At 64.0% G+C, this 23,737-nt stretch carries 23 protein-coding genes and 1 tRNA gene; 4 read left to right on the top strand and 20 right to left on the bottom strand.

Translation table 11 applies throughout. The annotated features are described in order from the left end of the window. The gene (locus ACK5L9_RS11350; RefSeq protein ID WP_416911575.1) at nt 1-654 is read right to left on the bottom strand and encodes a protein-L-isoaspartate O-methyltransferase family protein; all 654 of its coding nucleotides are present in this window, start codon (nt 652-654) and stop codon (nt 1-3) included. Nucleotides 655-780: 126 nt separating this feature from the next. On the opposite strand from ACK5L9_RS11350, the gene ACK5L9_RS11345 reads away from it, so the two are divergent. The 4 genes from ACK5L9_RS11345 to ACK5L9_RS11330 all read left to right on the top strand — a co-directional run bounded on the left by ACK5L9_RS11345 (nt 781) and on the right by ACK5L9_RS11330 (nt 2,992). Then, nucleotides 781-854, top strand: a tRNA-Cys gene (locus ACK5L9_RS11345). Nucleotides 855-877: 23 nt separating this feature from the next. Beyond that, nucleotides 878-2,110: a 3-deoxy-D-manno-octulosonic acid transferase gene (locus ACK5L9_RS11340; protein ID WP_416911574.1), complete on the top strand. Its 1,233-nt coding sequence runs from the start codon at nt 878-880 to the stop codon at nt 2,108-2,110. After that, nucleotides 2,107-2,517 carry a DUF1178 family protein gene (locus tag ACK5L9_RS11335; RefSeq protein ID WP_416911573.1) on the top strand — a complete coding sequence of 137 codons (411 nt, stop codon included), beginning with the start codon at nt 2,107-2,109 and terminating at the stop codon, nt 2,515-2,517. Before ACK5L9_RS11340 ends, ACK5L9_RS11335 begins: the two co-directional genes overlap by 4 nt. Nucleotides 2,518-2,806: 289 nt before the next feature. Further along, complete coding sequence (locus tag ACK5L9_RS11330) at nt 2,807-2,992, top strand: hypothetical protein (RefSeq protein ID WP_416911572.1); 186 nt, start codon at nt 2,807-2,809, stop codon at nt 2,990-2,992. A gap of 228 nt (nt 2,993-3,220) precedes the next feature. Here ACK5L9_RS11330 and ACK5L9_RS11325 read toward each other — a convergent pair whose 3' ends face one another. From ACK5L9_RS11325 to ACK5L9_RS11235, 19 genes are all read right to left on the bottom strand, one after another. After that, the gene (locus ACK5L9_RS11325) at nt 3,221-3,439 is read right to left on the bottom strand and encodes a hypothetical protein (RefSeq protein WP_416911571.1); all 219 of its coding nucleotides are present in this window, start codon (nt 3,437-3,439) and stop codon (nt 3,221-3,223) included. Nucleotides 3,440-3,834: 395 nt separating this feature from the next. Beyond that, a complete protein-coding gene (locus ACK5L9_RS11320) occupies nt 3,835-4,419 on the bottom strand; it encodes an amino acid synthesis family protein (protein ID WP_416911570.1) in 585 nt (194 codons plus the stop codon). Then, nucleotides 4,416-4,997 (bottom strand): amino acid synthesis family protein, encoded by a 582-nt coding sequence (locus ACK5L9_RS11315; protein WP_416911569.1) that lies wholly within the window; start codon nt 4,995-4,997, stop codon nt 4,416-4,418. Before ACK5L9_RS11315 ends, ACK5L9_RS11320 begins: the two co-directional genes overlap by 4 nt. Next, nucleotides 4,984-5,862, bottom strand: coding sequence for a UPF0280 family protein (locus tag ACK5L9_RS11310; RefSeq protein ID WP_416911568.1), 879 nt, complete (start codon nt 5,860-5,862; stop codon nt 4,984-4,986). Before ACK5L9_RS11310 ends, ACK5L9_RS11315 begins: the two co-directional genes overlap by 14 nt. A 7-nt stretch (nt 5,863-5,869) precedes the next feature. Beyond that, nucleotides 5,870-7,357 carry a 6-hydroxynicotinate reductase gene (locus ACK5L9_RS11305; protein WP_416911567.1) on the bottom strand — a complete coding sequence of 496 codons (1,488 nt, stop codon included), beginning with the start codon at nt 7,355-7,357 and terminating at the stop codon, nt 5,870-5,872. Continuing rightward, nucleotides 7,354-10,092 (bottom strand): molybdopterin-dependent oxidoreductase, encoded by a 2,739-nt coding sequence (locus ACK5L9_RS11300; protein WP_416911566.1) that lies wholly within the window; start codon nt 10,090-10,092, stop codon nt 7,354-7,356. Before ACK5L9_RS11300 ends, ACK5L9_RS11305 begins: the two co-directional genes overlap by 4 nt. A gap of 4 nt (nt 10,093-10,096) precedes the next feature. Next, nucleotides 10,097-10,936 carry an FAD binding domain-containing protein gene (locus tag ACK5L9_RS11295; protein ID WP_416911565.1) on the bottom strand — a complete coding sequence of 280 codons (840 nt, stop codon included), beginning with the start codon at nt 10,934-10,936 and terminating at the stop codon, nt 10,097-10,099. Between the two features lie 83 nt (nt 10,937-11,019). Then, nucleotides 11,020-11,841, bottom strand: coding sequence for a ferredoxin--NADP reductase (locus ACK5L9_RS11290; RefSeq protein ID WP_416911564.1), 822 nt, complete (start codon nt 11,839-11,841; stop codon nt 11,020-11,022). A 109-nt stretch (nt 11,842-11,950) separates the two neighbouring features. After that, nucleotides 11,951-12,652: an ABC transporter ATP-binding protein gene (locus ACK5L9_RS11285; protein WP_416911563.1), complete on the bottom strand. Its 702-nt coding sequence runs from the start codon at nt 12,650-12,652 to the stop codon at nt 11,951-11,953. Beyond that, nucleotides 12,645-13,424: an ABC transporter ATP-binding protein gene (locus tag ACK5L9_RS11280; RefSeq protein WP_416911562.1), complete on the bottom strand. Its 780-nt coding sequence runs from the start codon at nt 13,422-13,424 to the stop codon at nt 12,645-12,647. The genes ACK5L9_RS11285 and ACK5L9_RS11280 overlap by 8 nt, the downstream gene beginning before the upstream one ends. Further along, nucleotides 13,421-15,274 carry an ABC transporter permease gene (locus tag ACK5L9_RS11275; RefSeq protein ID WP_416911561.1) on the bottom strand — a complete coding sequence of 618 codons (1,854 nt, stop codon included), beginning with the start codon at nt 15,272-15,274 and terminating at the stop codon, nt 13,421-13,423. Before ACK5L9_RS11275 ends, ACK5L9_RS11280 begins: the two co-directional genes overlap by 4 nt. Nucleotides 15,275-15,350: 76 nt before the next feature. Then, nucleotides 15,351-16,556, bottom strand: coding sequence for an ABC transporter substrate-binding protein (locus ACK5L9_RS11270; RefSeq protein ID WP_416911560.1), 1,206 nt, complete (start codon nt 16,554-16,556; stop codon nt 15,351-15,353). Nucleotides 16,557-16,739: 183 nt separating this feature from the next. Beyond that, a complete protein-coding gene (locus ACK5L9_RS11265; RefSeq protein WP_416911559.1) occupies nt 16,740-17,645 on the bottom strand; it encodes an FAD:protein FMN transferase in 906 nt (301 codons plus the stop codon). A 4-nt stretch (nt 17,646-17,649) separates the two neighbouring features. Then, entirely contained in the window at nt 17,650-18,207 is a 558-nt protein-coding gene (locus tag ACK5L9_RS11260) for a nitrous oxide reductase accessory protein NosL (protein ID WP_416911558.1), read from the bottom strand. Then, nucleotides 18,204-19,025, bottom strand: a complete 822-nt coding sequence (locus ACK5L9_RS11255; protein ID WP_416911557.1) for an ABC transporter permease — start codon at nt 19,023-19,025, stop codon at nt 18,204-18,206. Before ACK5L9_RS11255 ends, ACK5L9_RS11260 begins: the two co-directional genes overlap by 4 nt. Beyond that, complete coding sequence (locus tag ACK5L9_RS11250; RefSeq protein ID WP_416911556.1) at nt 19,022-19,918, bottom strand: ABC transporter ATP-binding protein; 897 nt, start codon at nt 19,916-19,918, stop codon at nt 19,022-19,024. Before ACK5L9_RS11250 ends, ACK5L9_RS11255 begins: the two co-directional genes overlap by 4 nt. Further along, entirely contained in the window at nt 19,884-21,212 is a 1,329-nt protein-coding gene (locus ACK5L9_RS11245) for a nitrous oxide reductase family maturation protein NosD (RefSeq protein ID WP_416911555.1), read from the bottom strand. The genes ACK5L9_RS11250 and ACK5L9_RS11245 overlap by 35 nt, the downstream gene beginning before the upstream one ends. Nucleotides 21,213-21,215: 3 nt before the next feature. After that, complete coding sequence (nosZ, locus tag ACK5L9_RS11240) at nt 21,216-23,153, bottom strand: TAT-dependent nitrous-oxide reductase (protein WP_416911554.1); 1,938 nt, start codon at nt 23,151-23,153, stop codon at nt 21,216-21,218. Nucleotides 23,154-23,176: 23 nt separating this feature from the next. Further along, a partial coding sequence (locus tag ACK5L9_RS11235; protein ID WP_416911553.1) for a 4Fe-4S binding protein occupies nt 23,177-23,737 on the bottom strand: 561 nt, incomplete at its 5' end.

Here is a 23,737-nt window from a genome sequence, read left to right as displayed (position 1 = left end):
TCACAAGATAAACCCCCGTTCGCGCACGAAACCTTCAAGCAATGGCGCATGCGCGTTGAACGCATAACGCCAGTTGACACGCCCGTTCAGCCGGATGCCGATTCTGGCCACGCCAAGCGCGCCCTCCATGAACAGCGCGGCGATGCGCCCGCCCTCTTTCAATTGATCCAGCAGCGCGGCGGGAACCTCTTCCACGGCGCCCTCGACGAGGATCGCGTCGTAAGGGCCCTGCTTCACATTGCCCTGCGCCAGTTCGCCGGTCAGTACCGCAACGTTATAGACCCCGGCATCGGCCAGCCGCTTTTCGGCCTCGGCCGCGCGTTCGCCGTCATCCTCAATGGCAACCACGGCCTCGGCCATCCGCGCCATCACCGCCGCCGAATAGCCATAGCCGCAGGCCAGATCCAGAACCAGATCAGAGGGCCGGATGTCCAGCGCATCGACCATCTTGGACATGGTCCGGGGCTCAAGCATCACGCGCCCGCCGCCGATATCAAGATTTTCTCCTGTATAGGCGACGGCACGCCGCGAGGCGGGGACAAATTCCTCTCGCGGAATTGCCAGCATCGCCTCGATCACCGGATATTTCGTGACGTCGTTCGGGCGTACCTGCGTATCCACCATCATGGTGCGCCGCGCGGCGAAATCGGTCATACTCAACCCTCTGCTCGACCTGCTTTGCGGACTGTATTGCCATGATTCCGGCGTCACGGCAACGTCGCTCATTCACGTCTTGCAACAAACCTGCCGATCCATTAAGCCGGTCGCACCTTCGACGGCGGTGGGTTGGCGGAGAGGTTACGCACCGGATTGCAAATCCGTGAAGACCGGTTCGATTCCGGTACCCACCTCCACTTTCTGACCTCCAGGCCGTCCCATGATCTATTCCGCCGCGACAGGACTGGCCGAAGCCTTGCTGAGGCTGCGGGCCGGGATGGGCGGATCGGGCGATCTGCGTGACCGGTTGGTACTGGACGCACCACCGGGCGCGGCTGAAATCTGGGTGCATGGCGCCTCGGTGGGCGAACTGACCTCGGCGCGGCCGGTGATCGGGGCGCTGGCGGCGCAGGGGTTGCGCCTGCAGGTGACGGCGAACAGCGTGACCGGGCGCGATCTGGTCCGGGGCTGGGGGCTGCCGGCGCGGCTGGCGCCGCTGGACATGCCCGGCGCGCTGGCACGGTTTCTGGACGCAGTCCGGCCCGCCCTTGCGCTGACTGTCGAGGGCGAGTTCTGGCCCCTGCGGTCGCGGATGCTGGCCGAACGCGGCATTCCCCAGGCGATGATCGGGGCGCGGATCTCGGCGCGCTCGGCCCGGCGGTGGGGGCGGTTGCGGCGGGTGATCACGCCGGTTCTGGGGCGGATCGAGGCGTTGTCGGCGCAGGATGCGGGCAGCGAAGCACGGTTGCGCGATCTTGGGCTGCGCGAACCGGCTATCCTGCCCCGGCTGGATCTGAAACTGCTTGGCCCGGCGGCCATCGCCCCGCCGCCCGAAGATCCCGCGCGCAACAATGTGGTGCTGGGGGCCTCGACCCACGAGGGCGAGGACGCGATCATTCTGGACGGCTGGCTTGCGGCACGGGAACGCCATCCTGACCTGCGGCTGATTCTGGCCCCCCGCCATCCCCGGCGCGGGGACGAGATCGCGGCGCTGATCGCGGCACGCGGCCTGCCGGTGCTGCGCCGGTCCGAGGGGGTGGAAACCGCCCCGCTGCTGCTGGCCGACACATTGGGCGAGATGCCGCGCTGGTATGCGCGCGCGGGCCTTTGCATCGTCGGCGGCTCGCTGGCCGAACATGGCGGGCACACCCCCTGGGAGCCCGCCGCCTTTCGCTGCGCCATCCTGCACGGTCCCGATGTCAGCAATCATGCCGAAAGCTTTGCGGCGCTGGATGCGGCGGGCGCGGCGCGGGCGATAACGGCGCAGTCGCTTGGGGCGGCGCTGGCGGAACTGGCCGGCGATCCGGTAGCGGCGCGGGCGATGGGGGCTGCGGCGCGGCGGCTGCTGGACGGGCGCGCGGGCGACCCTGCCGCGCTGGTCGCCCGTCTGACGGATCTTGCGCGAAAGCCCGCCGCACATGATATTATGGGTCAACAACAGGAGAACCCATGATCCGCTATGCCCTGCGCTGCAATGAAGGCCATGATTTCGATGGCTGGTACCGTTCGTCCGATGCGTTTCAGACGATGCTGGCCGCCGGGCAGGTCACTTGCGCGCTGTGCGGTTCTCCAAAGGTCGAAAAGGCGCTGATGGCCCCCGCCGTTCCCGCCGAAAAGGCGCGGCTGACCGCCCCCCGCTCGACCGGAGAACAGGCTCTGGAAAAGCTGCGTCAGCATGTCGAGGCCAATTCCGACTATGTTGGGGTACAATTCGCCAACGAGGCGCGCGCCATGCATGAAGGCCGCAGCCCCAGTCGCGCGATTCATGGCGAGGCGCGTCTGGACGAGGCCCGCAAACTGGTCGAGGACGGCGTACCGATCGCCCCCCTGCCCTTCATCCCGCGCCAGAAATCGAACTGATATCAACAGCCTTTTCGAATGCCGCCGCAGGAATGCCGACTGTGCGGGACAAAGCTACCATACCTCGAATGTCGGCATACGGAGAAAGCCGTATTCCAAGGCTGCCAGAACCGCTTTGCAGCTTTTGCCCCGACTTCCGTCCATGTGCTACCATTGGCGAAGATCGTTGACTCGAAAGTGAACCGGTCCGGCGACATGACTGGGCTTACATTTCCGGGGCCGTCTGCGGGGCAAGTGCCGGGAAGGCATCACCGATCTGGTTGTCACCGGGGCGGTTGCCGGTTTCTTTGTGAACAGCACAGTCCGAAACGGCGCTGATCCTGGCTTTGACATGACGGTCGTTCGGGATGCCGTAGTCGGCGTTGACCTGCCTGCTGCGGGTCAGACCGCCAAAGTCATCTTCGATGTAACAATGGCGCATCTCGAAGCCGATTTTGCGCGCCTCGTCAATGCATCCGTCGTCATGAACGAATAGCGACAACGTCCGTTTCGTCCAAGGCTCGGGGCTGCCATCAGGGCCAGATGGATGTGCGAACAGGCGCATCAGCAGCTCAGGGAAGAACTTGGTCTCGATCATTTCGAGGGCCGGTCCCGGACAGCCATTCCTGCATTCACGAAGCTCATCGTCCGGGACACTCGAACAAACCAGAGGCAGACTTTCGCCGGCCTCTGAAAAGTTCTGCGGCCAAGATTGGCTGTTCCGCTATTTTGTTGCAGTCAAGCGACGAGCCGCTCTTGCGAGTTTCTCGGCGATAGCCTGCACCTGCTCTGTGTTGAGGGCATCCGCCAAATCAACCTTGCCACTTTTTTTAGGGGGCAGTGGGTTTTTGCCAGCGATTTTTTTCAATTGCTCGGCTGCCAGATCTATCGACGACCGCACGGTGTCCGCCTGCCGCAATCTTGCTCCTGCATCAGAAATCATGATGGTTCTCCTTAAAAAATGGAAATAGTGAATACACTGTACTTAACTCTATCATTGTGCCGCGCATTCCAGACCTGCCGTTAGGTCAGATCGCGGTTTTCCGCCGAATCAGCCCGTTTTGCGGGTTGCAAGCCGGTTAACAAATGCATGCGACATTTCGGCGCACAGATTTTTGCTGTTTTTATCGTGGCTTCTGGGGAAACTCCGCCTTTTGAGACATGTCAGCGGATATTCGCCTGTACACGGTTCGGTTCGACCGCGCAGGCTGTCATACCTCCCGGTTTTGGGATCGGGCAAAGCTTTAACGGCGCAAGCCGCGCCATCGTTTCAGCAATCCCCTGACCGGGCGGCAAGGCGAAACGCAGCACAGGGTTTCAAGGGCATATCCCGTCGCGTCAACGCAGCCCGTCGCGGCCCTCGGCCTCGTCATGGGTCAGACCGCCGACGCGCGGCAAGGGGCGGCCGCTGTCGGTCACGGCCACGGCGACCAGGATTTCATTTGCGCGCGGGGCATCGTTCAGGCGCATCTCGACGCCGTCGAAATGTGACCGGACATAGGCGGCGTCCTTGTGCCCCAGCGGGATGTCCAGATCCTGCCCCGGCCCACCGCGCTTTTTGGACGAAGGCACCAGTGCGGCCCCCTTGCCGACCGCTTTACGCAGCGGTGCGCCCAGTTTCGGGTGCAGGATTGCGGCCGCGTGTTCCAGTTCGCCATTTTCGCCCACCATCGCGGCCTTGCCATAGCTTTGCACGTCGTCCGGCTTGATCCCCAGTGCCGCGACGGCCTTTTCGCCCAGCAGCGCGCCAAGCTCGGCCCCGATTTCGATCAGATCGGACAGATCCTCGACATAGCGGCCCGCGAAAGGGTTCTCGATCACCGCCGCCGACACGGCCTTGCGGGTGGGCGGGGTGATCGGGCGGCCGGCCTCAAGATGCGTTTCCTCGACCCAAGTGGCAATCTTTCTGATCTTCGCGCTCATTTCAGGCCATCCTCTCCCTTGATATCCCATGCTTCCAGCCCGCCGGAACGCGAATGGATGCGCGGCCCGGTGGTCATGACCAGAGCGAACAGCAATTCATCGGCGCGGGGCGCGTCGTTCAGCCCGACTTCCATTGAGTCGAAATGGCTGCGCACATAAGAGGCGTTGACATGCGTGACCGGCACATCAAGCCGCGCGCCTACCCCTCCGACCTTCTTGGCCGAGGGAACGATTGCCTTGGTGCCGTCCAGAACCTGCCGCATGGCATATCCGCCCGGCGCGTGCCACAGCGCACCGTGTTCCAGCTCGCCCGCCGCGCCGACCAGCGACCCCTTGCCATAACCTTCGATCTTGCCCGCCCCGCCAAGTGCCTCGGCCAGCTTGGTCGCCATGTCCAGCCCAAGCGGGCGCAAATCGTCCATGAAGCCCTGAATATCGGGCTCATAGCGGCCCGCGAAGGGGTTGGTCAGCACCGCAAAGGCGGCCCCGCGCAGCAACGGTTTCTCCGAGACCGGCCCGCCTTCGTGAAAGATCTCTTCCACGACGATGACACGTTTTCTGACGTTAAGCTTTGGCATGTGCGATCTCCATCCTTGTCGCGCGGATCCCGGCGGCCACGGTACCGGCACAGACCCAGCGGCCTTGCAGGAAGAGGGCGGCCCCCTTGATCAATCCACTGGTTATCATCTCATCGGCGCAAAGGCGACCTGCGCGCAAGGCACCGTCACAGGCACCGTCGGTCAGCCGGGGTACACTGGTCACGACCGGGCGGTTGCCAAGATCGCTGTCGGGTTGCAGATCCCTGGCGGGCATGCGCCGGATGCCGGGATGATCCGGCAGGTCCACGGCATTGCCGATCAGGGTTGCCGCGACATCCGCCGTCGCCGCATCGCGGGCCAACACCGTCACGCTGTCGGCGATGCCAAGCGACAGGCTGCGCCCGCCTGCTCCGCTGGTCGCCACACCGCCAATGCCATCAGCGGCATCCAGCCGGATGCGCCCCAAATCCGTTCCGCGCAGGTCGGCCATTGCGATGGAAAATTCCGCCGCGCCGTCCAGATGCAGCGCAATATCGCCGCCATTGTTGACATAGGCCCGCCGCAGCGGTCCCGCCGCGATCATCGCGGCAAGAACCGCATCGGCCACCGCGCCCGCGACGGCGATCATCGGGGTCAGAAACGCCCGGTCGCAAAAGGGCCGGGCGGCACGGTACATTCGCCGCGCCACCGGATCGGCAGGTTCGGGCGTATCAGGCAGCAAAGGCGCGCGATGCGCGGGCAATTCGCTGACCAGCCCCTCAAGCATGCCGTCAAAGCGCGCGGCGGCGGCGGCGAAGGCCCGGTCGCGGCCCGGATCATCTGCTCCGATGATCAGGTCGATGGGGCCATGCTGAAGATGAAGCCGCGCGCCCCCGTCCAGTAATGCGGCAACCGGGCCCTGCATGACTGCCTCAGCCCTTGTCGTTCCACAGGTAATTGTGCCGCGCGACCGGGTCGGCCTGCGGATCCTTCTGCCCGACGCGACGCACGGTTCCCGACACCACCTCGTCGATGGGGCGCACATGTCCGGCATGGCCGCCAAGGGCGATGTAATCGGACAGGCGCATGGTGAACTCGATCGGCGCGACCAGTGCGGGGGTGGGGACATAGCCGAAGGAATTGCTGGGCATGTCGGCCACATCGGCCATGACGGTAATGCCGCCGCCCGGCCAGACATAGGCGCTGGCCCCGCCGCAGGACACATGGGTCAGCGAATCCCGCACGGAATTGGTCAGTTTGACCGGGTTCCGGGTCACGCCCGCGCGCAGCGATCCGCCCGCGCCGCCCATGAACAGAACCGAACACAGCGAGGGTTCGCAGTTTTCGGCGATCAGTTCGATGGATTGCCGCAGATCCTCGGGCAGCGGCGCGGCCACCGGGTTCAGTTCGGCGTCAAGCTCGAAATAGCCGTATTGCTCGCCCGTGGTCGAGACCATCAGCAGGCGCAGACCCTGCCATGCAACATCCGTGTCAAACGGCTTGAGGATCGACAGCGGATCCTCGATATCGGTGCCGCCCCAGCCGGTGCCCGGCCCGGACACCTGGAAATAGCGTCCCGGCGTCGATCTGCGGCCGTTGATGCGGATGCCGGTGGGCGGCACGTTCAGCAGCTTGCCCGCCTGATGTTCGGACAGCACGCCGGTGATGTGGTCATCGACCACCACCACCTCATCGACATGCTGCGCCCATTCCGAGGCGAACATGCCGATGGTCGCGGAACCGCAGCCGACGCGCATCAGCTTTTCAGGGACGCCGTTCACGACGGGTGCCCTGCCCGCCTGCACGACGACCGTGGCTCCATCGTCAATGGTCAGTTCCACCGCCTCGCAGTTGCACAGCTTCAGCAGCGCATCGCAGGTGACGCGGCCTTCTTTCTTGGAACCGCCGGTCAGATGTTCGACCCCGCCAAGCGACAGCATGCGCGATCCATATTCGCTGGTCATGACATGGCCGACCGGTTCGCCCTGACAGCGGACGATGGCGCGTTCGTGCCCCAGAAAACGGTCGGTGTCGATCTTTACCTTGACCCCGCAATAGCTGAAGATGCCCTCGGTCACGACCGTGACCATATCGGCGTCATCGACCCGCTGGCTGACGATGAAGGGGGCGGGCTTGTAATCGGGATAGGTGGTGCCCGCGCCCACGGCGGTCACGAAGGGGCGGTTCGCCTGCACCAGATCGCCATCCCAGTCATTGCCATCGGTGCCCTTCATGAAGGGCACGGCCATCGCCCCGCTTTGTTTCGAATTTTCAATGATCGTCAACGGGTCCAGCCGCACGATCGTGCCGCCGTGATTGGCATAGCGGTCGCAGGCCCCCGCACGGCCTTCGGCGATATAGCACAGCACGGGGCAGGCATCGCAGCGGATCTTGGCTTCTCTTGCGGCTCGTTCGGTCATTTGTCTTTACCTTTTATGGCGTCGCGCAGCCGGGACGGCGTGACGGGAACCTGACGCATGCGCACCCCCGAGGCATCGGCGATGGCATTCAGCAAGGCGGGCGCGGTGGGGATCAGTACATGTTCGCCCAGACCCTTTGCACCATAGGGGCCATGGGCATCCGCGACCTCAAGGATCAGCGTGTCGATGGGAGGAATGTCGCCAATGGTCGGAATCAGATAGTCATGCAGGTTTTCGGTGCGTCCGGGAATGTACTCCTCCATCAGAGCCATACCCAGACCCTGCGCGATGCCGCCCTGAATCTGCCCCTCGACCAGCATCGGGTTGATCGCCTTGCCGACATCATGGGCCGCGACAAAACGCAGCGGTGTGACGGTGCCCAAAGCCTGATCCACCTCGACCACGGCAAGCTGCGCGGCATAGCCGAACTGCGCATAGGGGACGCCCTGACCGTTCTCGTCCAGAGGCCGGGTCGGCGGGTCATAGGTTTCCTGCGCGGCAAAGACATAGCCAAGGGCATCGGAGGGCAGGCCGGTCGTGGCGATCTCATGCGTTGCCCCGGCATCGGTGACGCGGATCATGTCATCGCTGAAACCGATCACCGCGCTGTCCGAGGCGTTGACATGGCGCAGGATGTTGCGTCGCAACGCCTCGCCACACAGCCGCGCGGCATTGCCCGACACGAATGTCTGCCGCGAGGCCGAGGTCTTGCCCGCATCCGGCGTTATATCCGTGTCGGCCCCCAGCCGCGCGATCAGATCGGGCGTGCAGCCCAGTGCGGTCGCGAATATCTGGGTGATCACGGTATTTGCGCCCTGCCCTATATCCATCGCGCCCTGATGCAGCACCACGGTTCCATCGGCGCGGATTCCCGCACGTATGGTCGAGGGGTTGGGCAGCGAGGTATTGCCGCAGCCGTACCAGCCCGCCGCGACACCCACGCCCCGGCGCAGCGGCCCTGTGGACCGCGCGTTGAAGGCGGCAGCGGCGGCGCGCTGTTCCTGCCAGGCGGGGCGCAGCGCCTCAAGGCATGCCCTTGCGCCGACGCCCGTTTCAAAGACCTGCCCGCAGACCGTGGGCACCCCGTCCGTCATCGCGTTCCGGATGCGAAACTCCAGCGGGTCGATGTCCAGACGCTCGGCCAGTTCGTCAAACAGCGTTTCCTGCGCGATGGCCGATTGCGGCACGCCAAAGCCCCGGAACGCCCCGGCTGGCGGGCAATTCGTGTGGATGCCGCGCGATTCCGCCCGGTAATCGGCGATGCGATACGGCCCCGAGGCATGGACCGGCACCCGGTTCGCCACGGTCGGGCCCCATGAAGCATAGGCTCCGGTGTTGAAATCGCCCGAAAAGTCAAAGCCGCTGATCGCTCCGGCCACTGTCGCGCCGATCCGCAAGTGAATTTCGGACGGATGCCGCTTGGTCGTCGATTGCATGGATTCGCTGCGTGAATAGGTGATCCGGACAGGCCGTCCGGTCTTGATCGCCGCCAGCGCCAGATAGGGTTGAACCGAGATATCCAGCTTTGATCCAAAGCCGCCGCCGACGCCCGTTGGAACGATGCGGATGCGACTGCGATCCATGCCAAGGATAATTTCCATCGAGTCCAGATCCATGCCGGGGCTTTGCGTGCAGGCGTGGATCTCGACCCGGTCGCCAGAGGTGCGGGCGAAACCGGCCTCGGGTTCGATATAGGCATGTTCGACAAAGCCGGTGCTGAACCGCCCCTCGGCGACGATATCCGCGTCCCGCAGCGCCCGTTCGGAATCGCCACAGGCCACAAAGCCCCGGCACATCAGGTTTTCGGCGCGACCGTCATGCAGTTGCGGCGCATCCTTGGCGCGGGCGCTGACCACATCGGTCACCGCCTCCAGTTCGGTCCATTCCACGGGAAATGCCTCGGGGCGGAAAGCGCGGACCGCTTCGGGTGTGCCGACAATGGCCGCGACCGCCTCGCCCCGGAACCGTGCGATCTGCTCGGCAAAGACCGGCTGGTCGGCGAAGTCGGGGATGACGCCGAAACGGTTCCTGCCGGGCACATCCGCCGCCGTCAGCACCGCCTTGATGCCGGGCATGGCGGCCTGCCATGCGTCCAGATCGCCAAAGCGGAACGAGGCGCGCGGGAACGGCGAACGGATCACCATCACCTCCAGCGTGCCGGGCGGCGCGACATCGTCGCCAAAGGGCTCGGTCCCGGCGACCTTGCCTGCCCCGTCCAGCCTGCGGATCGCCGCGCCCGCGCCGCCCGTGTCGTCGCAATGGCCGGGCAGCCCCGCCACTGCGTCCAGTATCTTGCGATAACCCGTGCAGCGGCACAGCACCCCGCCCAGGGCGGATTTGATCGCATCCTCGTCCGGTGCCGCATCGCGCCGCAGCAGCGCCACGGCCGAGACCATCATCCCCGGCGTGCAGATGCCACATTGCGCGGCACCGTGATCCTGAAAGCTGCCGGCCAGCCTTTGCGCCAGCGGATCGCCCTTGACCAGACCGGCCAGCGTCTCGACCCGATGGCCTTCGGCCTGCTGCGTCGGGGTCAGGCAGGCGCAGACCGACTGCCCGTCCAGCAGGACCGAACAGGCCCCGCAATCGCCGGCATTGCAGCCGATCTTGACATCCCGCGCGCCCAGCCTTTCGCGCAGGGTTTCCGACAGCCGTTCACCCGGCGCCACGGCGACCGAGACGGGCTTGCCGTTCAGGATCAGGGCGATGCTGCTGTTCAGGGTCTGATCGTCCATGTCCTTATCCCTCCTTGCTGGCGCGGATGACGGCGCGGCGGCACAGTTCGGCCACCACATCCAGCCGGTACGAGGCCGAGCCTCGCACATCCGAAATCGGGCTGAGCGGTTCGAACAGCGCGGGTGCGGCGAAATCCACCTCGGCGATCCGGGCAAGCGGCGTTCCGGCCAGCCGCGCCTCAAGCGCGGGCAAGCGCTGCGCAACGGGCGAGCAACTGCCCGCCGCCACGCGGGCCGAGGCGATGCTGTCGCCCGCGCAGTCCACCACAGCCGCGACCATCGCGATCGAAATGACCAGATGCGTCCTGCTGCCCAGCTTGACAAAGGCTCCGCGCGCATGCTCCGGCAAGGCAGGGATCAGGATCGCCGTCACCATCTCGTCCGCGCGCAGATCGACCGCACGCACGCCGGTAATGAAATCGGCCAGGGCAACGACGCGCGCCCCCCCGCGCGAGGCGATCTCGACCCGCGCATCCAGCGCCAGCAGCGGCGGCACGCCATCGGCAGCGGGCGAGGCGTTGCAGATATTCCCCGCCACCGTGCCGCGATTCTGGATCTGGACGGCCCCCACCTGCAAGGCCGCCTGCTTCAGCCCGTCAAAGGCAGGCGGCAGTTCTGCATTGGCAATCTGTGTCCATGTGACTGCGGCTCCGATGCGCCAGCCTTCCGGAGTACGGGCGATGCCGCGCAAATCCGCGATATGCGTAATGTCCAGAACCCGGTCGGGGATATGGCCCTGCCGCCGCGCCGGATAGATGTCGGTACAGCCAGCGGCAATTTGCGCCCCCGACTGGCTGAGCAGGTTTAACGCCTCTGCCGTGCTTGTCGGAACCAGATAGGACAAGGATTTACCTCCCGTTTGTTTTCATTTTTATACGAACATGAAATACCGTTTATCTCGAATGTCAGGATGCGCCGGTTGTGAGATCAGTCCACAAAGGCGCGTTCGACCACATAGGTGGCAGGCTTGCTGTTGGCGCCCTCGATCAGGCCGAACCCCTCAAGCGCGGCCTTGGTGTCGTTGAGCATCGCCATGGAACCGCAGATCATGCCCCGGTCGTGATCGGGATGGATCGGCGGTACGCCCAGATCGGCGAACATCTGCCCCGAGGCCATCAGGTCGGTGATCCGGCCCCTGACCGGATACTCCTCGCGCGTGACCGAAGTATAATGCCGCAACCGGCCATTGGCGAATTCGCCGACCAGCGGATCCTCAAGGCAGGTCTTGACCAGTTCCTTGCCATAAGCCAGCTCTGACACCTCGCGACAGGTGTGGGTCAGGATCACCTCGTCGAATTTCTCGTATGTGTCGGGATCGCGGATCAGCGAGGCAAAGGGGGCGATGCCCGTTCCCGTGGAAAACATATAGACCCGCTTGCCCGGCAACAGCGCGTCATTGACCAGCGTACCGGTGGGTTTCTTGCGCATCAGCACCGTGTCGCCGATGCGGATTTTCTGCAAATGTTCGGTCAGCGGGCCATCGGGCACCTTGATCGAAAAGAACTCGATCTCGTCATCCCAGGACGGGCTGGCAATGGAATAGGCGCGATAGACGGGTTTTTCGGCATTCGGCAACCCGATCATCACAAACTCGCCCGAGCGAAAGCGAAAACTGGCGGGCCGGGTGATGCGGAATTTGAACAGCCGGTCGGTGTAATGCTGAACCTGTGTCACAGTTTCAGCAAAGACCCCGGTAGGGATCGCAAAGCCTGCGGGGCTGCCTTGAACGATGGGCGTGATCTCGGTCATTCGTCTGCTCTCCGCGTTCTGCCGTGATGGTGGATTGTCGTGAGGCGAATTTCATTTGTGTACTAACGATAACAGCAAGCCGCCGCCCGGTCAAGCGCCAAGCCGGGCGCTATACGGCCAGATATTTATCCCGAATGTCGGGATTCCGGTCCAGATCGTCAAAACTGCCGCTGTAACGCACCATGCCCTTTTCGATGATGCAGGCGCGGTCCGACACCAGCCGGGCGAAATGCAGGTTCTGTTCGGACAGCAGCACCGACAGGCCCTTGCGCTTCAGTTCGGCGATGACATAGGCCATCTGTTCGACGATGACCGGCGCGATGCCTTCGGACGGCTCGTCCAGCAGCACCATCCGGGGATTGCCCAGCAGGGTGCGGGCGATGGTCAGCATCTGCTGTTCGCCGCCCGACAGATGCTTGCCCAGATTGCCGCGCCTTTCGCGCAGGTTGGGAAACAGGTCGAAAAGCTGGTCCAGCGTCCATTCGGGCGCATCGGCGCGCGCCTCGCGCCGCCCGACCTCAAGGTTTTCATCGACTGTCAGATCGCGAAAGATGCGGCGATCCTCGGGGACATAGCCGATACCGGCGCGGCAGATGACGTGGCTGGGTTTGCCCAGAATGTCCTGCCCGTCATAGATCACCCGCCCCGAGACCTGCCGGACCATCCCCATGACCGACTTCATGGTCGTGGATTTCCCGGCCCCGTTCCGGCCCAGCAGCGCCACGACCTCGTTTTCGCCAAGCGAGATCGAGACGTCATGCAGTACATGGGCCATGCCGTAAAGCGAGTTCAGGTTCTGTACTTCAAGCATTTTCGCCCTGCCCTTCCTGATCAAACACCGCGCCACCACCCAGATAGACTTCTTGTACCATCAGGTTCGCCCGGATTTCGGCGGCGGTGCCCTCGGCGATCAGTTCGCCCCGGCTGAGAACGAGGATCCGGTGGGAATGGGCAAAGACCACATCCATGTCATGTTCGGTAAAGACGACGCTGACATGGCCCTTTTCGACGATGCCCGCCGTCAGCGCCATCAGGGCGATGCGTTCGCTGGGGGCCATGCCTGCCGTGGGTTCGTCCATCAGCAGCAGATCGGGATCATGGGCCAGTGCGATCGCCAGTTCCAGCCGCTTCAGGTCGCCATAGGCCAGTTCGGAACAGGGCCGCGCGGCGTGCTCCTGCATCGACACCAGTTCCAGCAGGGTCATCGCCTCTTCGACATAAAGCCGGGTCGCCCGCGAAAACAGGTCAAAGATCCTGCCTCGATGCGAGATCAGCGCCATCTGCACGTTTTCCACAACGGTCATGGACAGGAATGTCTCGGTAATCTGAAACGTCCGGCTGACCCCCATCCGCCAGATTCTGCGCGGCGGCAGGCCGACCAGTTCCTTGTCCAGCAACCTGACCGAGCCGGTATCGGGCCGCAGATAACCGTTGAGCATGTTGAAACAGGTCGTCTTGCCTGCGCCATTCGGCCCGATCAGGGCCAGAAACTCGCCCCGGTTCAGGTCAAAGCTGACGCCCTGAACCGCCTTGATCCCGCCAAAGCTTTTCGACAGATCGCGAACCTTCAGAACGGTGCTCATGCGTCCCTCCCTGTGCGACGGGTGATCAGGCCGGCGATGCGCCGCAGGCCTCCGGCCAGACCATCGGGCGCGGCCAGCACGACGATCAGGATGATGACGCCAAAAATGAAGCGCCAGAAATCAAAGCGCGTCACCCAATCCTCAAGCAGCACGAATACCGCCGCACCAAGGATTGGCCCGGCCAGCGCATGAATGCCGCCCAGAAGCACCATGATCAGCCCGTCAATGGATTGCGAGATGCCAAGGCTGTCGGGAAAGACGCTGCCCTTGGAAAAGGCAAAGACGACACCCGCAAGGCCCGCGACTGCTCCGGCAAGGGCAAAGCCCATCCATTGATGAAAGACGGTGTCCACGCCGATCGCTTCGGCGCGGGTGCGGCTGTCGCGGATGCCGCGCAGCATATAGCCAAAGGGCGAATAGGCGACCCGGCGCAAAAACCAGATCCCCCCGATGCACAGCACGAAGGCCAGATAGAAATAGACCCGGTCGGACGAGGCCCATTTGGCCGGCCACACCCCCAGAATGCCGTCATCACCACCGGTAAAGCCCTGCCACTGAAAGGTGACGCCCCACAGGATCTGTGCCGCCGCCATGGTCAGCATCGCCAGATAGACACCCGACAGGCGCACGCAGAACCAGCCAAAGACCAGCGCCACGATCAGCGACACCACCGGCGCAATCACCATGGCAGGCAGCATCGGCAGCCCCAGGAATTTCACCATCAGCGCCGCTGCATAGGCCCCTACTCCGAAATAGGCCGCATGGCCGAAACTGACCATGCCGCCGATCCCCATCATGAAATGCAGCGACACGGCAAACAGCGCGGCAACCATCAGATCGACCAGCAGGATCGTGGTGAAATCGGACACCACCAGCGGGCTGAGCGCCAGCAGGACCACGCCCGCAAACAGGACATAAGCGCCCTTGCCGCCGATCAGCTTAAGCGGCAGTTCCGGGCGCTCGGGTGCGCCGTGCTCGCTGCCGGGCTTGCCCATCAGCCCATAGGGCCGGACGATCAGCACCACGGCCATCACCATGAAGGGCAGCACGATGGAAATCTGCGGAAAGACCAGCACGGCAAAAGAGTTCAGCACCGAAATCAGGATCGCCGCGAAAAACGCGCCCGACACACTGCCCATGCCGCCGATGACGACGACGACAAAGGCCTCGCCAATGACGGACAGGTCCATTTGCAGGCTGACCGCCTCGCGCGGCAATTGCAGCGCGCCGCCAAGCCCTGCCAGGAACGAGCCAAGCGCAAAGGCCGCCGAGAACAGCCATGCCTGATTGACGCCCAGAGCCGCGACCATATCGCGATCCTGCGTCGCGGCGCGGACCAGAACGCCCCAGCGGGTCTTGTGAAACAGCAGCCAGATCCCTGCCAGCACGACCGGACCGATGGCGATCAGCGCAAGGTCGTATTCGGGGATCGGCTGACCCATGATCCGCACCGCACGATCCAGCCCCGGCGCGCGCGGACCCAGCAGATCCTCTGCCCCCCAGATCGCCAGTGTCGCATCCTGAAAGATCAGCAGCACGCCGAAGGTCGCGACAAGCTGGAACAGCTCGGGTGCCTGATAGATGCGCCGCAGGATCACGACCTCGATGATCAGCCCCAGAAGGCCCACGATCACGGCGGCGGCCAGCACCCCGAACCAGAAGCCAAGGGCGGTCACGCCGGTCGCCTCGACCAGCGTATAGGCCAGATAGGCACCGACCATGTAAAAGGAACCATGCGCGAAATTCACGATCCGCGTCACGCCAAAGATGATCGACAGGCCCGATGCGATCAGAAACAGCGATGACGCATTCGCCAGACCGGTCAAAAGCTGCGCGATGTAAAAGCCCATTGAAAAGACGCCCCTGTTGTGAAATCCGGCGCGGCGGCGGCACCGCCCGCCGCGCCCGGTCCTTTTGCCGCCGGTCTTATTGTGCCGGGCGCAGTTTCGCGGCCTCGTCCTCTGAGGGCAGATAGTCCGCGCCATCGGCATAGACCCAGTTCACCATCATGGGCTTGCCATCGACCAGCGCGGTCTCGCCCACATAGGCACCCATGGTCGATTGGTGGTCAGCGGCGCGGTAATGGAAAGGACCGGTCGGGCTTTGTTCGATCTGCAAGCCTTCCATCGCGGCGATCAGCGCCTCGGTATCGGTCGAGCCGGCCTTTTCCAGTGCCGCCACGATCGACAGGATCGAGTTATAGCCAACCACCGATCCGGTCTTGGGATCCTCGCCGAACATGGCGATATAGGCATCGGCAAAGGCCTTGTGTTCGGGCGTGTCCAGATCGGTGCCGGGATAGCCGGTCACGATCCAGCCATCCGGGGTTTCGCGGCCAAGCGGCAGCAGATATTCCGGCTCGCCCGTCAGCAACGACACCACAGGGCGGTCGTCGAACAGAAAGCGCAGCGACCCCTCGCGCACGAATTTCGCCACGTCGCCGCCGAATGTCACGTTGAAGATCGCATCGGGCTGCGCCGCCTCGACCGCGCGGACGGTAGAACCGGCGTCGATCTTGAACAGCGGCGGCCATTGTTCCTCGACGAATTCCACATCGGGACGCAGCTTTCCCAATTCCTCTTTGAACGAGGCCACGGCGTCCTGCCCATAGGCATAGTTCGGCGCGACTGTCGCCCATTTGACGGCATCCAGCCTGGCCGCGCGCTCGGCCAGCATCGCCGACTGCATATGCGTCGAAGGGCGCAGCCGGAACGTGTATTTATTACCCTTGGACCAGACCAGCGCGTCTGTCAGCGGTTCCGAGGCAAGGAACAGAACCTCTTTCTGATTGGCGAAATCGGACAGGGCCAGACCGATATTGGACAGGAACGACCCGAACAGCAGCACCGCGCCATCCTTGGATACCAGTTCCTCGGCGACCCTGATGGCCGTGGCCGGATCGCCCGTATCGTCGCGGCTGATGACCTTCAACTGCTTGCCGTCAACCCCTCCCGCATCGTTGATCTGCTGGACGGCCAGTTGCCAGCCCTTCTTGTAAGGCTCTGTAAAGGCGGGCTGTCGCGTATAGGAATTGATGTCGCCCAGAATGATGTCATCATTCGCATAGGCGGCAAATGTCGTCCCCCCAAGGGCGGATAGCACAGCGGCGACGACCGCAAGCTGTCTGAACATGTCGTCCTCTCCTGATTTCGACAAGCGTGCAAAGCGCCGCCTGCATTTTTCACTGTTAGTATGCCAACGATAGATCGAAGCAGCGCGTCCTGTCAAAAAAATCCACGCAGGATGCCAGAGGGCGGAAACTATCATACTGAAAAAACGTATGAAGATTATGTGCAGTAAAGTCGGAAAGGCCGGTTATGCGGCCATCGCGGAAACCAGTGTCACATCCGGAAACGCCTCGCACAGCCGCAGGATTCCCGCACGGTCGGGCATCACGCAGGCAGCGGTCGATACGGCATCGGCCAGCGCCGCCATGGGGGCAGACACGCTGACCCCGCGCCAGCGGACCGGCACCGGAGCGCCCGCGACGGGGTCAAGGATATGCGCCGTCCGTCCATCCCCCGCAAAGGTCATCCCCAGCGGGGCCGAACTGGCCAGCGCCCGGTCGCGCAATCCGACGCTGCCCCCCTGCGCCAGCCCCGCCCGCCATGCGTCGCCGCCGGGCTGCCCGCCAAGGGCGCGCAGCTCTCCGGTGTCGATCAGGATGTCGGACAGCCCCTCGGCCTGCAACATCTCTGCGATCCTGTCGGCGATATAGCCCTGCGCGATACCGTTCAGCGTCAGCGCCATGCGAGGCTGAAGGCGGATTTCGCCCGTATCCAGGGTGACGCGCGGCCAGCCGATCGCGGCACGGGCCAGATCGCGCGGTGCGGGATCCAGCGGCCTGCCCTGACCGGCAGCCAGCGCCAGCGCGCGCCACAGCGGCTGTACCGTCGGATCAAAGCGACCGCCGCTGGCGCGATGGACGGCAGCGGCGATAGTCATGCAATCCAGCATCTCGAAGGGCGGAGCCGTCAGCACCCCGGTGCGGTTCAGCCGCACCAGCGCAGAATCCGGCAGGTAAAGGCTGAACATGCGTTCAAGCCTCTGGATTTCGGCCATGGCGCGGCTGGCGATGGCGGGCGCATCGGGATGAGACAGGCGCAGCGTGACGCGGGCACCAAGGGCGATTCCGGTCTCGACATGCAGGGGCGCGGCATGCAACCGCATCGGCGCAAGCGCAGCGGCGGCAATGGTCAGAAAACGGCGACGTGTCAGCATCTGGTCAACCTCCGGCCTGATCGGACAGCGCCTTCAGGCGGCGCTGGAAATCGCTGTCATCGGCATCCGGCCCGGCGGCGGGCATGATTACCGCGTCGTCGGGGATGGCATCAAGCCGCAGCACCTGTCCGCCATGCACGGCGGCAAATCCTCGGGCATCCCCGGCCTTGCCAAAGGGCACCAGCTCGGGCGCACCCATGCCACCCTGACGGGTCGAGCCGACCACATAGAACGCCGCCTGTGCATCGATCCAGTTTTCCGCCCCCGGTTCGCCCCATGTCGCGCCGGGGGCACCCATGTCGCTGACCCAGATCGCCAGAATCGGATGGCTTTGTTCGGGCAGGCGCGCATAGGCCACGGCATCGCGGACCTGACTGAAGAACAGGGGCATTCCCGGCAATCCCTCAAGATGCACCTGCGCCTTGGGGCCGTCATGTTCCAGCAGGTTCATCTGGCAGTAATGACCCACGGCATCGGCGGTCATCGGGACCGGAGCGGTGGATTGCGTGACCTCTTGCCGGCAGGCGGCCAGAAGGATCAGCAGGGCGGCGGCGTATCTCATGGCGTGACCTTTCGAAAGGCGGCCCCGGCCAGTGTCAGCGCGATCACGGGCCAGATCAGCACGGAAAGCAGCGATTGCCACGGCGGGATCGCCATGGCCGCCCCGCCCACGCCCGATGCGGCCCCCTGCGCCCCGGACGCGGACAGGTTGAACAGCCGGAAGGCATCGGCGGGATTGGCCAGCAGCGCCACGGGAAAGGCATCGGTGGTGAACCAGCCGCCATGATCGGCGACCACCGCTGCCAGCAGCGCCAGATCATACAGCACCACCGCCCCCAGCCACAGCCCGATGGCCAGCCCTGCCGCCGCCGAGGACCGCCGCGCCAGCGCCGAAATCGCATAGCCTGCGCCAAGAAACGTGGCCCCCAGCAAAACCGAGGACCACCCCAGCCGCCACAGCGCGGGCAGTCCCGCCAACGCGCCCCCGTCCTTGCCAAGGGCGATGGCAGCCGTCAGCCCGTATCCGGCCAGCACCGCCAGCGCAAGAACCGCCAGATGTGCCAGAAACTTGCCCAGCAGGATCTGGTGCCGGGCGACGGGATAGGTCAGCAGCAGCGGCAGGGTGCCGCGCTCGGTCTCGCCCGCGATGGCGTCAAAGCTGATCAGCAGCGCCAGAAGCGGGATCAGATAGACCGACAGCGATGTCAGCGAGGCCACCGTCACCGACAGCCGGTCCACGCCCAGATCGCCCGTCGGTGAAGATCCGGCAAGCCCCAGCACCAGCGAGAACACCGCCATCATCACCAGCGCGATCGCCACCCAGCGGTTGCGCAGCGCGATGCGAAATTCGGGCAGTGCGGTGGCAAGGATGCGGCTCATTGCCCGTCCCTCCGGCTGAAGTGGCTATAGATGTCCTCAAGACTGGGGGGCAGCACGTCCAGATCGGCGACCTTGTCGCCAAGCCCGGCAATCTGGCCCAGCATGTCCAGCTTTCGCGATTGCGCGCAGTTCAGATGCACCCGCCCCTCAAGCAGGATCGCGCCCGGCAGGCTGGCGGCGATGGCCGTGGCACAGCCGTTGCGCGCCGTCACCTGCATCGCCACCGGCAGATCCGCGCTGCGCCGCAGATCGGCCAGACTGCCTTCGGCCACCAGACGCCCCGCCGACAGGATCAGGATCCGGTCGGTCCGCGCCTCGACCTCGGTCAGCGCATGCGACGACAGCAGGACCGACGCGCCTTGTTCGACCAGCCCATCCAGCAGCGCATAGAAATCGCGCCGCGAGACCGGATCAAGGCCGGATGTCGGCTCGTCCAGCACCAGCAGACGGGGCTGACCGATCAGCGCCTGCGCCAGCCCGACCCGCTGCCGCATGCCCTTGGAATAGGTGCCGATCCGCCGCCGCGCCGCATCATGGATGCCGACCCGTTCCAGCAGCGCCCGCGCCTGCCCCGGATTTTCGCCCCGCAGCGACAGATAATGGCGCAACTGCTCCTCGCCGGTCAGGGCGGGGTGAAAGGCCACGTTTTCGGGCAGATAGGCGACGTGACACCGCGCCTGTGCCGAACCGGGGGCCGCACCGCAGACCAGAACCTCGCCCCCGGTCGCGGGGATCAGGCCCAGAACGATTTTCATCAGCGTCGATTTGCCCGCGCCATTATGCCCCAGCAGCGCGACCCGCTGCCCCGGAGCAACGGTAAAACCGACACCGCTTAGCGCCTCGATGCCGGCGAAACGCTTAGTGAGATTTCGGATCGTCAAGGTCGAACTCATCCCCGCCTCCTTTCGTCCAGCGGTCGCGGAGGGCCAGCGCCTCGGCGGCCAGATCGGCGGGCACCGGAATCGTGCCGGGCCGCATCAGCGGATGGCTGTCCACCACGCCCCCCGGCAGCACCGCCGGGAACGAGGATTGCGACCAGCGGATCAGTTGAACGGCGGGCGATCCGGTCAGCAGTTTCGCGGCGGGTTGCGACCACAGGATATGATCCATCAGATCATTGGGCCGGAACGCGCCATCGGCCAGCCCGTCGCCGTTCAGATCGAAAGCCGCGTGATCTGACCAGTAATTGCCGCGCCCCTCGAAACTCCATTCCATATGCCGGGTGCCGACATATTTCACCTGCTCGCGATTTCCGATAAAACTGTTCCGGGTCAGGACGTTGCGTTCCGATCCTGCGGTAAAGTGGATGCCAATGGCGCAGCCCTCGAAGCGGTTGTCATAGATCAGGTTCTTGTGTGCGTTATAGATGAACAGGCATTTTTCCGGCCCGCCCGCGACCAGATTCCCGGCCACATCGGCATTGTTGGCATAGTTCAGCATCACCCCGTTCGAACGGTCGCCAAGGCTGAGATTGTCGCGAACCACCAGCCGGTCGGAAAACATCAGCGCAAAGCCCAGATGATTACCGATGCTGACATTGCCGCTGACCTCGGAATCGTTGGTATACATGTAGTGAACGGCAAAGCGCAGGTCGCGAAAGATGTTGTCGCGGAACACGTCCCGGCGCGAGGCGTTGGCGAATATCCCGTCGCGCCCCCACCGGACCGAGTTGCCCTGCACCAGCGCGCCGGGGCTGTTCCAGACATAGATGCCATTGCCCCGGTCGTTCAGACGCGGCTGGCGGGTACCCTCGATCACGTTGCCGGTGACGCGGGCATCCTTGCCGCCGTGAATGTCGATGCCGTGCAGGTTGCCCAACACGCGGTTTGCGTCGATCACCGCCCGGTCGCCGCCTTTCAGGATCTTGATGCCGGCATCCAGCGCTTCGCTGTCCATGCCCGATCCGGTGACGGTGACGCCGCGCAGGGTCACGTCGGGGGCATCGATTGTGACGACCGTGCCCGCGCCGGGGCCCTTGATCACACTGCCCGCAACGCCGGTCACGCTCAGCGGCCTGTCAAGGCGGACCGCGCCGGAATAGATGCCCTCGGTCAGGATCAGCACATCGCCGGGCGTGGCGGCAGCGATGGCCTGCTGCAAGGCACCCGGCCCCGGAGGCACACGCGTCCCGTCCGCCCACAGGGGCGGCGCAAGCAGCGCGCAGATCAGGGCCGGGCGCAGGATCATGGCTCAGGCCCCGCGCGGTTCCACCAGCATCCGGCCGCGCATCTCCATGTGCAGCGCGTGGCAGAACCACTGGCAGTAATACCAATAGACGCCGGGCTGTGCCGCCGTGAAGGTCACGGAATTGGTCTGCTGGGGCGATACCTCCATGGCGACACCGTGATTACCCATGGTAAAGCCGTGGGTCAGATCGTCGATATCGTCCAGATTGGTGACGATCACCGTCACCTCGTCGCCCTGCTTGACGGTAAAGGTGGTCAGCGCAAATTCCGGTGCCTGGCTTGAGATATAGACCCGCACCTTGTTGCCGTCGCGGATTACCGTGTCCTGCCAGTCATCAAGATCGATGCCATCCGCCTCGGCCTGACGGCGGGTCTCGGCCCAGATCGGGTCATTGCGATCCCAGACCGACAGCGGGTTCACCTTGGAGGCGTGGACAAGGATCGAATCATGCGGTTCCGCGAAGGTCGGGCCGTCATGCACCAGCGTCAGCGTGTCGCCGTCGATGGTGAACAATTGTTCGTTTTCGGGCTTCAGCGGGCCGACATTCAGGAACCGGTCCTTCGAGAACTTGTTCATCGACAGGTAATATTTGGCCGAGGCATCCAGCGTCTCGCCCTCGCAGGTGGAATTGTGCCCCGGCTGGTAATGGACATCCGCCTTGGTGACGATCGGATCGACATCCTCGCCGCCATAGGCGCGGACCGCCTTTTCGATATCCCAGACCACCACCTGACTGTCCAGAAACAGCGTCGTATAGGCACGGCCCTGCCCGTCGAAACAGGTATGCAGCGGGCCAAGTCCCAGTTCCGGCTCGGCCACCACGACTGATCGCAGATCGGCACCGTTATAGAACACGTCATCCAGCTTGCGCACATCGATGACCGAGACGGTGGGCGACAGCTTGCCGCCGATACACAGGTGGATCCTGTCGGGGGCCATGTTGCAGCCATGCGGGTTGTTCGGGATCGGGATATAGCGGACATAGTCCTTTTCGCTGCCCTTGCGCCCGTCGATCACCTTGACGCCATTCAGTTCGGTGTAATCGCCGGCCGCGATACCCTTTTCGATTTCCGCGATGTTGTAGACCACGACATGATCCATGTCGGATTCTGTCATTTCGGGCAGGGTCACACCCATTTCCGAATTATAGCTGGTCGAAAAGGCATATTTGCCGTCGTAATCGGCATCCGTGTTGTCAAGATTGCCCGACACCATCACCTGCCAGGCGATGGTCATGTCATCGGCATTGATGGCGGTGTAGAAATTCACATATTGCGACGGATCGTCCAGCACATTGCCGTCATTGACCATCGGCACCTCGTCCTCGCCATTGGCAAAGACATAATTGGTGCGTGGCCATTTCTGCGGGCGGATGCCGTGGATGCCTTTGGCATTGGGGATCTCGATGATCTTGTCGCATTTCATCACGTCGCAGCGGACCCGCGCCATCCGCGTATTCGCCTTGTCGTTCATGAACAGGAACCGCCCGTCATAGCGGCCTTCGGTGAATGACATGTGGACATGATGCAGATCACCGTTGCGCGGAAATTCCAGCCCGTTCGCCGCCAGATAGGCCTTGGTCTTGTCGGTCAGGCCCTCGGTCAGGATCTTTTTCGATTCATTGGTGATCCCCCAGCCCGTCGCCGAGCAGATATTGAACACCGGTACGCGCATGAATTCCCGCATCGAGGGGATGCCAAGAATCCGCATCTCGCCCGTCTGACCCGAGGACCAGAAGCCGTAATATTCGTCCAGTTGGCCGGGCGGCACTTCGGCCGCGCCGGCGGCCCGCGCCGGGGTTGTGCCCGCCACGCTGGCCGCGCCGACGGTGCCGCCGCCCAGAAGCGCGCGCCCTCCCATCGTTCCGGCCAGCGCCGCGCCCCCCGCGCCGGCACCCAGAAGGCCGCGGCGGCTGATCCTATTTCCGGTTTTCTCAGACATGGTTCATCCTTTCATTCGGCAGGTTAAGATTTGGGTTGGTTGGGGTGCCCGCCCAGATCGCGCGGCACCCTGCCAACTGCCGCCCGGCGCTTCGTCTTGCGGATGACCACCGGGCAGATGGTTTCGGACTGATACAGAACCTGACAGTGCAGGCAGGTGATGCATTCGTTGGGGTTGATCTCTCCGGTGGGGTGAATTGCCTGCACCGGACATTCATTCGCGCAGCTCTGGCAGGGATTGCCGCAATCGCGATAGCGTTTCAGCCAGTCGAACATGCGCAGCCGCGCCGGAATGGCCAGTGCCGCGCCCAGAGGGCAGAGATAGCGGCAATAGAACCGTTCCACGAACAGCCCCGCGATCAGCAGCGCCGCCGCATAGGCCACAAAGGGCCACGCGCGAAGGAATTTCAGCACGATGGCGGTCTTGAAGGGTTCGATCTCGGCCAGATGCTCGGCCTGTTCGATGCTGGCCAGACTGACCCCGAACAGCCCCAGAAAGATCATGTATTTCAGCGGCCACAGCCGTTCATGCAACCCCCAGGGCAGGGTCCATTGCGGCACATGGCAGGCGCGGGCAATGCGGTT

Origin of the sequence: Paracoccus sp. (in: a-proteobacteria), from assembly GCF_047973135.1 — a bacterium.
Classification (GTDB): domain Bacteria; phylum Pseudomonadota; class Alphaproteobacteria; order Rhodobacterales; family Rhodobacteraceae; genus Paracoccus.
This window is presented reverse-complemented; position numbering and strand designations above follow the sequence as displayed.